Source organism: Arthrobacter ipis (assembly GCF_014694315.1).
GTDB lineage: Bacteria > Actinomycetota > Actinomycetes > Actinomycetales > Micrococcaceae > Arthrobacter > Arthrobacter ipis.
In genome coordinates, this window is sequence record NZ_JAAOXD010000004.1 from 95,875 (window position 1) to 108,806 (window position 12,932).

Consider the following 12,932-nt stretch of genomic DNA (forward strand, 5'->3'; position numbering starts at 1 on the left):
CACTGAACCGCAGGAGAATCCCATGACTACCGCAACGGCGCGCATCTCCCGCCCGGGACACCACGCAGCCACTCCTTCACGAAGCGCCCGGTCGCGGGAACGCGCCCTGGCCTGGGCACGGCGCGCGCCGCTGCTCCCGGCCCTGATCTTCCTCATCATCGTCACCCAGCTCCCGTTCGTGGTGACACTGATCATCTCGTTCCTGAACTGGAACAGTCTCAGCCCTGACAAGACCGCCTTCGCCGGCCTGGAGAACTACGTCACGGTCCTCACCGACCCTGACCTGCGCCAGGCCATCTTCACCACCATCCTGCTCACGGTCTCGGTGGTCCTGTTCAGCCTGCTCATCGGCCTGGGCCTGGCCCTGCTGCTGGACAAGAAGTTCATCGGCCGCGGGCTGGCACGCACCCTGCTGATCGCACCGTTCCTGGTGGTTCCCGTGGCCGCGGCCCTGATCTGGAAGCACGCCCTGCTCAACCCCACGTACGGGCTGATCAACGGCATCCTCACCTGGGTCTGGTCGCTCTTCGGCAGCGGCACCGCGCCGCAACTGGACCTGCTGTCCCAGGCGCCCCTGATGGCGGTCATCGTGTCGCTGGTCTGGCAGTGGACCCCCTTCATGATGCTGATCCTGCTCGCAGGCCTGCAGTCGCGTCCGATGGATACCGTGGAAGCTGCCCAGATGGACGGCGCCACGCGCTGGGGCATCTTCCGGCACCTGACCCTGCCGCACCTGCGCCAGTACCTGGAACTCGGCGGCCTGCTCGGAGCCATCTACATCGTGCAGAACTTCGACTCCGTCTTCACCCTCACCGCCGGCGGACTGGGTACCGCCAACCTGCCCTACGCGATCTACCAGACGTTCTACTTCGCCAACGAATACGGCCTGGCCTCCGCCGCCGGCGTCGTGGTGGTCATCGGCACCATCATCGTGGCGACCTTCGCCCTGCGCACCGTTTTCTCGCTCTTCAAGAAGGAGGCAGCACGATGAGCACCATCACCCCGGCCGCAGCCCAAAGCACACCCTCCGGCCCCACTGCCCTGAACACCGGCAGTCCCCGCCGCAGTATCGGAAAGTTTGGCGGCAAGTCCCGGATGGACCCCACCCGGAACAACACCGCGGCCGGCATCGCCGCCTGGCTGCTGGCCCTGCTCTTCGCCACACCGGTCCTGTGGATGATCCTGACCTCCTTCCACTCCGAAACCGACGCCGCCACCAACCCGCCCTCCATCGCGGCCAACCTCACCCTGGACGCCTACAAGGAGTTCTTCGGCGCGAGCTCCGGGGTGAGCCCGTGGCCGCCCATGATCAACTCCGCCACTGCCTCGATCCTGTCCACGGTCCTGGTGCTGGTCCTGGCCATCCCGGCCGCCTACGCGCTGTCCATCCGGCCGGTGAAGAAGTGGACCGACGTGATGTTCTTCTTCCTCTCCACCAAGATGATGCCCGTGGTCGCCGCGATCCTGCCGCTCTACCTCTTCGCCCGGACCGTCGGAGCTCTGGACAACATCTGGTTCCTGATCCTGATGTACACCTCCATGAACCTGCCCATCGCGGTGTGGATGATGCGCTCCTTCCTCGCCGAGGTTCCGGAGGAAATGCTGGAAGCCGCCCAGATCGACGGCGCTGGGCTTCTCTTGACCCTTCGCAAGATCGTCGCCCCCGTGGCCATGCCCGGCATCGCCGCCACAGCGCTGATCTGCTTCATCTTCAGCTGGAACGAACTGCTCCTGGCCCGGGTCCTCACCGGCGTCGTCGCCGGCACCGCCCCGGTGTTCCTGACCGGTTTCGTCTCGGGCCAGGGCCTGTTCCTCGCGAAAGTCTGCGCGGCCGCCGTCGTCATCTCGCTCCCGGTGCTGTTCGCCGGCTTCGCCGCCCAGGACAAACTCGTCCAGGGCCTCTCGCTCGGGGCCGTGAAATAACCAGCGCCGTCAAGTAGCCCCGCACCCCTTATCCCGACTTTTCAGAGGAACACTTTGATGACCACATCAACCGCACCGTCCCCGGCCTCCGGCCAGCGTGAACAGCAAACACAGCCCGACCTGCCCGCCACCATGCGCGCCGCCGTCCTGAAAAGCCAGGGTGACATGGCCCTGAAGACGCTGCCCGTCCCGGACCTCGAGCCCGACCAGGTCCTGGTGCAGGTGGCCGCCGTCGGCGTCTGCGGCAGCGACGTCCACTACTTCGAGCACGGCCGCATCGGCGACTACGTGGTGGACCACCCGCTGATCCTCGGCCACGAACTCTCCGGCCGGATCGCCGCCGTCGGAAGCGCCGTTGACCCTGCCCGTCTGGGACAGCGCGTCGCCGTCGAACCCCAGCGCCCCTGCCGTAAGTGCAAGCAGTGCAAAGCAGGCCGTTACAACCTCTGCCCCGACATCGAGTTCTACGCGACGCCGCCGATCGACGGCGCCTTCGCCGAATACGTGACCATCCAGAGCGACTTCGCCTACGACATCCCGGACAGCGTCAGCGACGAAGCCGCCGCCCTCATCGAACCGCTCAGCGTGGGGCTTTGGGCCTGCGAACGCGCCGGAATCCGCCCCGGCAGCCGGGTGCTGATTGCCGGCGCCGGGCCCATCGGCATCATCGCCGCCCAGGCTGCCCGCGCCTTCGGCGCCACCGAAATCTACATCAGCGACATCGCCGAGGACCGGCTGGCCTTCGCCCTGGAGCACGGCGCAACCCATGCGACCAACGCGAACACAGACAGCGTGGAAGGGCTCGACGTCGACGCCTTCATTGACGCTTCCGGCGCGCCTCAGGCGGTCCGTTCCGGAATCAGGGCCGTAGGCCCAGCCGGCCGGGTGATCCTGGTCGGTCTTGGGGCGGACGACGTCGAACTCCCCGTCTCGTTCATCCAGAACCGGGAGATCTGGCTCTCCGGAGTCTTCCGCTACACCAACACCTGGCCGCTGGCGATCCAGCTCATCGCCGACGGAAAGGTGGACCTGGACATCCTGGTCACCGGCAGGTTCGCCCTCGCCGAATCAGAGGAAGCACTCAAGGCCGGCAAACAGCCCGGCCAGCTCAAGGCCGTCGTCTACCCGGGCCGCTGACAGCCAGCCCGGAAAGGAAAAGCACATGGAACAGCTCAGCAACGCGACACTGACGGCCCTCCCGGATACCTTGCGCACGCCGTCCTACGACCGCTCGGCTTTGACGGCGGGGATCGTCCACTTCGGCGTCGGCGGCTTCCACCGCGCGCACCAGGCCATGTACCTGGACCAGCTGATGAACGCCGGCCTCGCCCACGACTGGGCCATCTGCGGAGTGGGCGTCCTGCCCGGCGATGCCCGCATGAAGCAGGTCATGGACAAGCAGGACTGCCTGTACACGCTTGTTGTGAAGAATCCCGACGGCACCCGGGAAGGACGGGTCATCGGCTCGATCATCGAGTATCTCTTCGCCCCCGACGACCCGGAAGCCGTGATCGAAAAAATGGCGTCCGACGCCGTCCGGATCGTTTCGTTGACCGTGACGGAGGGCGGGTACAACTTCCACCACGTCACGGGCAAGTTCGACGCCGGGAATCCCGGCGTGGTCCACGACCTCCGGCCGAGTGCCGCGCCGCGCACAACTTTCGGTCTGGTCACCGAAGCCCTGCGCCGCCGTCGTGAACGGGGACTGGCGCCGTTCACGGTGATGTCCTGCGACAACATCCAGGGTAACGGCGATGTGGCGCGTGAGATGTTCACCGCTTTTGCTTCGCTCAAGGACGCAGCTCTGGGTGCCTGGGTCACGGAGAACGTGCCCTTTCCCAACAGCATGGTGGACCGGATCACCCCCGTCACCACCGACGAGGACCGCCAAGCCATTGGCGGGGAGTTCGGTGTGGAGGACGGCTGGCCCGTGGTCTGCGAACCCTTTGAACAGTGGGTGCTCGAGGACCACTTCAGCCTGGGGCGCCCGCCGTTTGAAAAGGCCGGCGTGCAGTTGGTGGAGGATGTGGAGCCTTACGAGCTGATGAAGCTGCGGCTGCTCAACGCGAGCCACCAGGGCATGTGCTACTTGGGCTACCTCGCCGGCTACCGCTACGCGCACGAGGTGGCGCAGGACCCGCTGTTCGCGCAGTTCCTGCTGGACTACATGGATAGGGAGGCAACGCCCACCCTGCAGCCCGTTCCCGGCATCGACCTTGACGCCTACAAGCGCACGCTGATCGAGCGCTTCTCCAACGAACACGTGCGCGACACCCTGGCCCGCCTGTGTGCCGAGAGCTCCGACCGGATCCCGAAGTGGCTCCTGCCCGTGGTCCGCATCAACCTCGAGAACGGGGGAGAGATCAAGCGGTCGGCTGCCATCGTGGCGAGCTGGGCCCGCTACGCCGAAGGCGTGGACGAGCAGGGCAACTCCATCGACGTGGTGGACCGGCTCAAGGACACGGTCATGGCCGCCGCCACACGCCAGCGGCAGGACCCGCTGTCCTTCATTTCAAACCGGGAAGTCTTTGGTGACCTCATTGATGACGAGCGCTTTGTCACCGCGTACTCAGAAGCCTTGGCCAGTCTGCATGACCGCGGCGCCACAGAAACTCTTCGACGGCTGGAAGCCTGAGGTCCCTGTCAGTACACCCATCCATTCCGAGTTTTTGTCCAGATGATGGCCGCTCCGAGGGCGTTAGCAGCCATTATCTGGACAAAAACTCCTCTCGTAGTGCGCGGTGGACGCTCGCCGAGCCTGGTAGCGTCAGCGACAAACGGACGCGTTACATGTAACGTTGAATTATGAGCGTTAGGGATCGGGTGGCAAGACACCGGCTTGCCATGCGCGAGCGCGGGTTCCGACAGATTCAAATGTGGGTGCCAGACACAAGGACCGAAAAGTTCAGGTACGAGGCTGAGCGCCAGGCGCTGGCGGTTGCCAACTCTGACCGTGCAGGCGACGACCAGGATTTCATCGAACAGATCTCGGAAGACTGGCCGGAGTGAATCGCGGTGAGCTGTGGACGGTGTCCGGCGGGACATACGCGCAAAAGCCCACGCCCGCGCTCATCATTCAGGATGACCGCTTTGCAGCATCGGAGTCGGTCACCCTACTGCCACTGACGTCCCACCTCACGGACGCCCCATTGCTGAGACTGACGGTTGAACCGGGACAGCTCACCGGCTTGGAGCGCGTAAGCCAGATCATGGTGGACAAGCTCACAACAGTCCGCCGGTCCAACCTGGGGCAGCGGGTAGGCCGGATAGATTCCACGACGATGGTTGCAGTTGAACAATCGCTTGCTGTCTTTCTCGGGCTGGGGCGCTGACTAGCCTAATTTCCGGGTTTCGACAGGCTCAACCACCGGGGCGGAGCCGTTCGAGGGCCCAGTCCCAATTGACGAGCTCCTGTTCGAGACGGACGGATGGGCCGTACTTGTCGTTGCCCAGTGCATCGTAAAGCGCCGACTCTTCCGCGGGCAGCCCCGTCAGCGTAGCGCGCGACGGTGATGGCTCCGTTCCCCAGGCGTGGCGGTGGGCGAGTAGCGTTTCCTCATCCATCAGGACGCTCTCCACATGCGGGTGTACGGCCCGGAGTTGGTCAAGGATCCGGAAGCCATGGGTGTCGATGTCGCCCCAGTACAGGATCTCGCAATCGCGGAGCCAGGCCGCGTCGCGCAGCGAAGAAAAGCCGTAGCCGGCCCCATAGAGGGCCAGCGTTCCGGGCCGGTCCGGAAGCGCAAGGAAATTGACCTGGTTCTCCGTCGCAATCACTGTGTGCACCGGCAGCTGTAGGGTGCTGAACGCCTCAGCGGTCACGGTGATGTCCCGGGCGTTGCCAAGGGCAGGAATTTCAGGGTCGAGGATTCGGAACCGGACGAGCTCGGGCGGATGCAGGAACCCGTGCCGGCGGGCAAACCGTGCCGCCGGAGTACGGCCGGCGCCGTCGTCCAGGGCAACGTCCGGCTCTGCCGTTTCCAGAGGAGCATCCACGGAACCGTCGGCGTCGGCCTCCGCCTCATCAACGACGTCGGCACGCTGATCGACAGCGGCCAGCAGCTGGTCAATGACCTGCCGATGCCGCTCGATGAACTTCGTGTGCACGCCGGGCAGTCCCAGCTGCCGGACGTAGATTCCAGGCAGCGGATTGTCCCGGAGCCACAGCGCAACCCGTGCTGCCGTAAGGGCGTCAGGACCCAGCTCGAGTAGCTTCAGCGGGCGCCGTGCAGCCCAGTCGGGCAGCAATGGATCCAAACCAGCAAGCGCGGCCGCGAGCTCGCGGAACCGCGCTGCCTCCCGGGACTTCCCGACGAACCCGATCTCGTCCTCCACAGTGGCGAACACCGCAGCGGCCGGAATCCGGTTGGAACCCACGGTGCGGCGCCCCACCTCCGCCGTTTCCAGCTCGTACGGGCCAGCCCCGCCGAACAGCTCAGCCGCCCACCGCTGGGCCGCAGCATAATCGGTCAACAGGGCTGCCGCCGTCGGACGTTTCAGTGAGCGGCGGCGCGGATACGCGCCCGACGGCTCCAGCAGCTCCCGCAGCAGCGCCCCGCTGGTCCACGCCTTCAGCGACTGCGCCCGCAGCCCTGCCACAGTGGTCCAGGCCTCAGCGCGGAGGTCCCTTCCCAAACCTCGCAAGCTGGGTTCGGGGCCCTCGGGACGCCGCTTAGGCACGCCGGTCCCGTTCGTCGCGGTATTCCTGGATGGTCATGTTTCGCAGCTGCGAGTCGTCGCCGTTGGTATTCGCCACGAACCCGACGTGCGAGACGAAGGGCTCGATCACGTGGATCTTCTGCAGCGGCGTGACGATCAGCAGCTGCAGCTTCATCCGCTGGAACAGCTGCAGACCGTAGCGCGCGGACTCGTCCGACCCGCGGCCGAACGCCTCGTCGATCACCACGAACCGGAAACTCCGGCCGCTGTTCTTGTTTTTGGAAGCCGTGTTTCCCGACCCCAGCCCGAACTGGAACGCCAGCGCCGCCGCGAGGATGGTGTACGCCAGCTTCTCCTTCTGCCCGCCGGACTTGCCGCCCGAGTCCGTGAAGTGCTCGAACTCCTCGCCGGTCTCGGTCCACTTCTCCGACGCCGAGAACGTGAACCAGTTCCGCACGTCCGTGACCTTGGCCGTCCACCGCTCATCCAGCGTGGTCAGGCCCTCGCGGCCGCGGAAGCGCTCGATCAGCCGCTCCACCTGCAGGTACTTCTGCTCCGAGTACTGGTCCTGGTCGCCGATGGTTCCCTCCGAGCAGGCCCGCAGGTCGACGCCGAACTCCCGCACGTCCTGGTCCGACGTGTTCTGGTGCTCCAGCTGGATGTGCCGGCCCGGGTTGTATTCGATCCCGGCCAGCGACTGGTTGATCTCGCCGATCCGGTTGACGATGTCCTGCCGCCGGCTGTCCAGGAACGCGTTGAACGCCACCACCTCGTGGATGGTGTTCTGGTTCAGCGACTCCTTGAAGTGCGCCTCGAACCGCGGCAGATCGTTGCTGACCAGCTGCTCCAGCAGCCGGTTGTAGTCCGCGGCGGCCTCGAGCGCGGCGTCGATGTCCGTGGTCTCGTTCGGGTACTTGTTGCGGAAGTCCGCCATCAGCCGGACGGTGCTCTCCGCCGCCCGGGCGATGCGCTTGGACAGCGCATCAATCATGTCCGTCAGCCCCGCGCGGACGGTGCTTTCCGCCGCGCCGGTGTTCTTGTACGTCAGCGTTTTGTCCCCGAGCGCCGCTTGGGTGAGATGTTCGACGGCGGCCAGCACCCCGCCGTCGTCCGTCAAGGGTGTCTCGGCGAGAATGCCGCGGCATTCCTCAATCGCCTCCGCGATGTCCCTCGCGTCCTTCTCGTTGGCGCCCAGCCGCTCACGCAGCTTGCCGGCCCGTTCCTCCAGCCGCTCCAGCTCGTTCGTGACGGCGGATTCCTTGACCGTCAGCTGCTTCAGCAGGTCACTGGCCGTCTCAAGCTCGAGCTTCTCCGCCTTGAGCTCCTCGATCCGCCGGGCCGTGAACTGCCAGCTGATCTCGCCGAAGTCAACCACCGAGCGGACGGTGCCGAGTTGCTGGTTCTGCCGGCCCAGCGCGCCGAGGCTCTCGTTCACCTTGGCCAGTTGGGCCTCCGTGACCGTCAGCTGGCCCCTGACCTCGTCCTGCTCGGCGAGGAAACGGCTGATCTTGTCGTGGTTGTCCCAGCCGAGCACATAGTTGCGCCGGTCCGTGAGCTCCCGCCGGTCGTCCTTCTCGTGCCGGCCGCGGCCGCCCTTGAGCTGCCCGTTGACGGTCAGCGCCTTGGGGTAGCGGCGGAAATCCTCGAGGGTGTCGCAGCAGACATGGTCGAACCGGGTGGTGAGCTCGTCCAACAGGAAGTTGCGGAAGGGCGTGTTCGGCTTGATGGCGATCTTCGCGGCCAGCGTGCCCGGCTCGGCCGTCCTGGCCGCCGGGGATTCGCCGATCCTCAGGTAAACCAGCCGGCCGCGCAAGTTGTTGGCATCCACCCAGCTGCTCACCGCGGGGTAGTGCTCGGCCGGTACCAGCAGGGACAGCGCGAAGCCGTGCAGTGTCCGTTCCGCAGCACCCTCCCACGCGCCCTCGCCGTCACGTACGCGCAGCAGTTCGCCGGCGTACGGCAGCGCCGCTTCCGCGATGCCCGTTCCGTCGCACAACCGACGGCGGAGCTCCAGCTGGGGGAGCGGCAGCAGGTTGGGTCGGGACTGCAGGCTGCGCAGTTCGGCGCCGATGTCCGACGCCCGGCCGGTCAGGACGGTATGCGTCATGGTTAGCTCGGTGCGTCGGTCCTGCAGCTCATCGGAGCTCTTGCCGAGTGCTGCCTCCACCTCGGCCAGCCGGGCGCGGTTGCCGTCAAAGAGTACTTTGTCCTCGGGCGGCCGGAGCCCCAGGTCCTTCGCTGCCGCGGCGTACGTGTCGAAGCGCTGCCGCTGGGTCCGTGATTCCACGGCGAGCCGGGCCATGTCGGCGTCGATCGCCGCCAGCCGGCCGCCGCCGTTGGTGCGGATGTCCTCCTGCACGGCGGACAGCTCGTGCCGCTTCTCCGTGATGTCGGTGCGGAGCTTGGTGCTGTCCTCCTGCAGACGCTCGCCGGTGCGTTCCAGCTCCTGCTGATGCTCCAGGCTCAGCTGCAGCTTCCGGTCGGTGAACCACGGGTGAAGCTGGTCGCGCTGCTTTTTGGCCAGGTTGTACTCGCCATCCAGCTTCGCGTGCTGGGCGGCGCCCTCCGTGATGGGGGTCAGCAGGGCGATCTGGTCCTTGGCCCGCAGCACGGCGTCGTGGGCCTTCTTCAGGTCATCGAAGTGGTGGATGAGGTTGCCGATGCGCTCCCCGACGTTGTCCTCCTCCAGCATGTTGGTGCGCACGAAGGAGGTGATGTTCTCCACCTGCTTCATGGACACCGTGCGGTGGAACAGCTCCATGGCCTGGTTGCCGCTGATGCCGAACTGCCGCTTGAAGGCCGCGGCGTAGGGCTCGAAGGTGTCGTGCACGGCGGCGCCGGCAGCGCGCAGCTTCTTCTTCAGCTTCGCGGGGTCCTGGCCGAAGTTGGAGAAGTCCGCCGCGATGGACTGGTCAGCCTCGGCGAGCGAGTAGAAGCGGCTGGGCTGTCCCGCCTCCTGCGTGGCCCAGAGGGTGATGGCCAGCGTGACCGACTTGCCCAGCACGGCGTTGTGGAAGACGGCGAGCACCACGGTCAGGGCGCCGGTGCTTCGCAGCGCCACCGGCTTGGAGTACTCGCCGCCGGTGCTGCGCGTGCTCTTGTGGAACCCGCGCACGTACGACATCAGCGAGCGTTCCTTCTTCTGCGCGCCGGCCGCCTTGTTGTACTCAATTTTGTTGGCCGGCAGCAGCAGCGTGGTGATCGCGTCGACGACGGTCGATTTTCCCGACCCGATGTCCCCGGTGAGCAGGCTGTTGGCGCCGTCCAGCCGGAACGTCCGCACGCCCTGGTGGAACGTGCCCCAGTTGAGCAGCTCCAGACGGTGCAGCCGGAAGCCCGGGAGAGTCCCGCCGTCGTCCGTCTTTTCCTCCAGGCTGAACAGCGTGTCCTGCAGATCCGCGGTCACTTGCCGTCCTCCTCTTTGGTGGGCCCAGCCCCGGCGAGGGTCGCGCGGTAGTCCGCCAGCCGCGCGTCGAACTCCTCGAGCCACTGGGCGTCCACGAACGCTTTCAGGATGCGCGCCACCTCGTACGTGCCGGGCTGGCCGCGGAGTCTGCGCAGGAAGCCGAGGTCCACCACCTTTTTGATGTCGGTGGCGAGCCGGTCCATGATCCGGGCCTCGTTGCTGGATTCGGGCAGGAAGACGGCCACCATGTCCGCGATGTCCTGCTCGGTCATGATGAGCCGGAGCTCGCTGCTGTTGGTGTCGAACTCCAGCATCCGGCCGCGCAAAAGGGCCAGTAGCAGACTGACGTGGAAGGTGAGCTGGCGCCGCGGGATCAGCCGGGGGAGCGTGCCGTCCGCGTCCTCGCGCGACTTCAGGAACGCGTACCCCTCGGATTCGTCCAGGATCAGGTCCAGGCCCAGCACAGAGACGTAGTCACGGACCTGGGAGGTCAGGCCCAGCAGCGACTGCCAGAGCTTCTCGTCCCCCTCGGCGTACAGCACGCCTTTGAAGAGCCGGGTGACGACGCCGGGAAGTTCCTCGGGCGTGCGGCTTTCCGTTTCCGCTGTGCTGGGGAAATTCGCTGCCGGATTCATGCGGGCCTTCCGAAGATGATCTGTTCGAGGGTGGCTTCGCGGAGGGTGCCGTCTTCCAGGTGCCAGGCTATGTGCTGCTCGGCCTCCGGGTTGATGGTGGCCCAGTCCGACTCCGTGGCCAGCTGGTAGTAGGCCACGATCTCCGCGAGCCCCTGTTCGACTGGGTGCTTCTTTGTGACTTCGGCGAGGGTGGCCTGCTCGGCCCCTTCTGCCAGCACGGCGTCGATGTTGGCCTTGAGGCGTTCCTTGTCCACGTGGAACTGGCTGAACAGGGCGCCGGCGTCCACGTCGGCGTCGTCGGCGGTTTCGATTTGGTCCTCCACCATGACCCGCCGGCTCGGCTCGTACAGCGGGCGTTCGAAGGGGAGGGTGATGTCCACGTGCGGGCCGCTTATTTCTATGAACTCCCCTGGCGGGGGCTGCTCCCTGGTGGCGAGGGCGCCGGACTCGACGCTGCGGATGAGCTGCATGATGCGCTTGTTCTCCAGGAACACCTTGTCATCGAGCAGCCGGCGCATCTGCTGGGACAGCTGGCGGACGGTGCCCTGGGTCTGCTCGACGGCGGGCAGCCAGTCCTGATGGAGGCTGGTGATGGCGTGCAGGTTGTCTGTTTGTGCGAGGGCCTCGATCTGGGTGGCGCGCTGGAGAAGCTCCTGCAGTTTCCTCCTCAACTCCGGCGACATGAGGTAGTCCCAGAAGCCCTGGAACGTCCGGCCCTGCAGGGAGCTGCTGATGTCCTGCTGGTTGGCGAAGATCGATTCCAGCAGCTCGCCCTGCGTGCCGTCCCAGGTGGCGATCTGCTCGCGGACCTGGCGGTCCAGCTTGCGGAAGTTCTGTTCGACCTCACGGAAGTCCGAGAGGAGGTCCTTGGCCAGTGCTTGCAGCTGTTGGAAGTGATCCAGCGCCTCGGGGGCCGTCATGACCCGGATGTTGCCGTCGCGGATGCGCTGCATTTCGGCGTCGATGCTTTCTCTTTGTTTTTGGAGTTCGTTCAGGCGTACTTCGGGGTCCGTCTCGGACTGCTGGACCAGCCGCTCGAGGACCGCGAAGATGCTGGTGAGCCGCGACTGGGTGGCGACGAAGTCCCGGCCGCGCAGGCTCTCCACCCAGCGGACCACGTCCTCGGCCGCGGCGGTGAGGTCGTAGCGCGGCTCGTCCTGGCCCTGGATGTAGTACTTACGCAGCCAGGCTCTCTCCGGCGCGGCCCAGTCGTCCAGGTATTCGGCCGCCTGGCGGGGGAACTTGTCCTCACCGTGGGCGTCCCGCAGGCCGAAGAGGACGTCGTCGAGGCTGTCGATGAGCTGCTGCCGGCCGAGGTTTCTTTGGTTGGGCCCCGTGAAGGCGGCCATGAAGAACGAGATGGCGAGCGGGGCGTTCTGGGCGCGCAGCAGGGACCAGCCTGCATGGTTCTCACGCAGCGCGTTGATTGCGTAGTAGTCCATCGTGTCCTTCGTGCGGCGGCTCACACCCACTCTAAATGCCGCCACGGACATCCACTGTGGAGGACGAGTCACACCCGCCGTCTAAGAAACGAAAATCCATCCCGAGTTTTTGTCCAGATAATGGCCGCTGCGAGACCTCCGGGAGCCATTATCTGGACAAAGACTTTGCAAAAGTACCGTTTGCTGGCGTGCCTCACCAGGCAATGGCTATGTTCCAGGTGACAGCCCAGCAAGCCCTGCGTCCCTTGCAGCCGTCAGCAGTTCGACGTCGTAGGCGATCACGTGATCGGCCTGCAACCGGATAGCAGTCGGTGTACAAGAGTATGGAGGCGACCAGTGTGGCGCCTTCATGAGCCGTTGTGACTATATATTCGGCTACTGCGCCAGACTCGGGTTCCTCCACCACCAGCTTGAGAGCTGCGTGCGGACGTATCTACATAAATGATCAACGGCCGCGGCGCAGGTCGGACAGAATTTCGGCGGTACTGGCACCAGATTGAACGCGCGCCAGGATCTGGAAATCGACACGTTTGCGCTCGCTCGGCGCACGCTCCCGGCCAGAAGCAGGCGCTCGAAAGGGGAAGCGGCAGGGGGGAATCAATGTCGCTGCCACTTCGCCGTTGTTAGTGACGTCGATCGTTTCGCCGTTCTTAACTCGCTCGAGAATCTTGTTGCTCTGATTGCGAAGCTCGCGATGGGGGATAGTGGTCATGAGTTGCCTCCGTAGCAATCGGAGCAACCAGAACCGTGCTGAGCGGTGTCAGTCCAGGGGCCGTGCCGACCTTGTTGTTGCAGGAGAAGTGAGGCGTACAGCGCTCAAGCGCGACCGCGGGCAGGACGCCGTCGAACATTTGGCTGAATACCCCG

The 12,932-nt window shown here is 65.6% G+C and carries 11 protein-coding genes; 6 read left to right on the forward strand and 5 right to left on the reverse strand.

Annotated features, from left to right (window positions below):
* Positions 1-22 precede the first annotated feature (22 nt).
* The 6 genes from G9E11_RS12410 to G9E11_RS12435 all read left to right on the forward strand — a co-directional run bounded on the left by G9E11_RS12410 (position 23) and on the right by G9E11_RS12435 (position 5,255).
* A complete protein-coding gene (locus G9E11_RS12410) occupies positions 23-991 on the forward strand; it encodes a carbohydrate ABC transporter permease (RefSeq protein ID WP_190606174.1) in 969 nt (322 codons plus the stop codon).
* Positions 988-1,923, forward strand: coding sequence for a carbohydrate ABC transporter permease (locus G9E11_RS12415; protein WP_190606176.1), 936 nt, complete (start codon positions 988-990; stop codon positions 1,921-1,923). The genes G9E11_RS12410 and G9E11_RS12415 overlap by 4 nt, the downstream gene beginning before the upstream one ends.
* 57 nt (positions 1,924-1,980) lie before the next feature.
* Positions 1,981-3,060: an NAD(P)-dependent alcohol dehydrogenase gene (locus G9E11_RS12420; RefSeq protein WP_190606179.1), complete on the forward strand. Its 1,080-nt coding sequence runs from the start codon at positions 1,981-1,983 to the stop codon at positions 3,058-3,060.
* 25 nt (positions 3,061-3,085) lie between these two features.
* Entirely contained in the window at positions 3,086-4,558 is a 1,473-nt protein-coding gene (locus G9E11_RS12425; RefSeq protein WP_190606181.1) for a mannitol dehydrogenase family protein, read from the forward strand.
* A 170-nt stretch (positions 4,559-4,728) separates the two neighbouring features.
* A complete protein-coding gene (locus G9E11_RS12430; protein WP_190606183.1) occupies positions 4,729-4,932 on the forward strand; it encodes an antitoxin MazE family protein in 204 nt (67 codons plus the stop codon).
* Positions 4,929-5,255, forward strand: a complete 327-nt coding sequence (locus tag G9E11_RS12435; RefSeq protein WP_190606185.1) for a type II toxin-antitoxin system PemK/MazF family toxin — start codon at positions 4,929-4,931, stop codon at positions 5,253-5,255. The genes G9E11_RS12430 and G9E11_RS12435 overlap by 4 nt, the downstream gene beginning before the upstream one ends.
* 28 nt (positions 5,256-5,283) lie before the next feature.
* Here the strand turns inward: G9E11_RS12435 and G9E11_RS12440 are convergent, their stop codons facing one another.
* From G9E11_RS12440 to G9E11_RS12460, 5 genes are all read right to left on the reverse strand, one after another.
* Positions 5,284-6,558: a Wadjet anti-phage system protein JetD domain-containing protein gene (locus G9E11_RS12440; RefSeq protein WP_190606187.1), complete on the reverse strand. Its 1,275-nt coding sequence runs from the start codon at positions 6,556-6,558 to the stop codon at positions 5,284-5,286.
* A gap of 37 nt (positions 6,559-6,595) precedes the next feature.
* Positions 6,596-9,988: an ATP-binding protein gene (locus G9E11_RS12445; protein ID WP_190606189.1), complete on the reverse strand. Its 3,393-nt coding sequence runs from the start codon at positions 9,986-9,988 to the stop codon at positions 6,596-6,598.
* The gene (locus G9E11_RS12450; protein WP_190606191.1) at positions 9,985-10,623 is read right to left on the reverse strand and encodes a DUF4194 domain-containing protein; all 639 of its coding nucleotides are present in this window, start codon (positions 10,621-10,623) and stop codon (positions 9,985-9,987) included. The genes G9E11_RS12445 and G9E11_RS12450 overlap by 4 nt, the downstream gene beginning before the upstream one ends.
* Positions 10,620-12,065, reverse strand: a complete 1,446-nt coding sequence (locus G9E11_RS12455; RefSeq protein WP_190606193.1) for a DUF3375 domain-containing protein — start codon at positions 12,063-12,065, stop codon at positions 10,620-10,622. The genes G9E11_RS12450 and G9E11_RS12455 overlap by 4 nt, the downstream gene beginning before the upstream one ends.
* A 445-nt stretch (positions 12,066-12,510) precedes the next feature.
* A complete protein-coding gene (locus G9E11_RS12460) occupies positions 12,511-12,777 on the reverse strand; it encodes a type II toxin-antitoxin system Phd/YefM family antitoxin (protein WP_190606195.1) in 267 nt (88 codons plus the stop codon).
* Between the last annotated feature and the right edge of the window lie 155 nt (positions 12,778-12,932).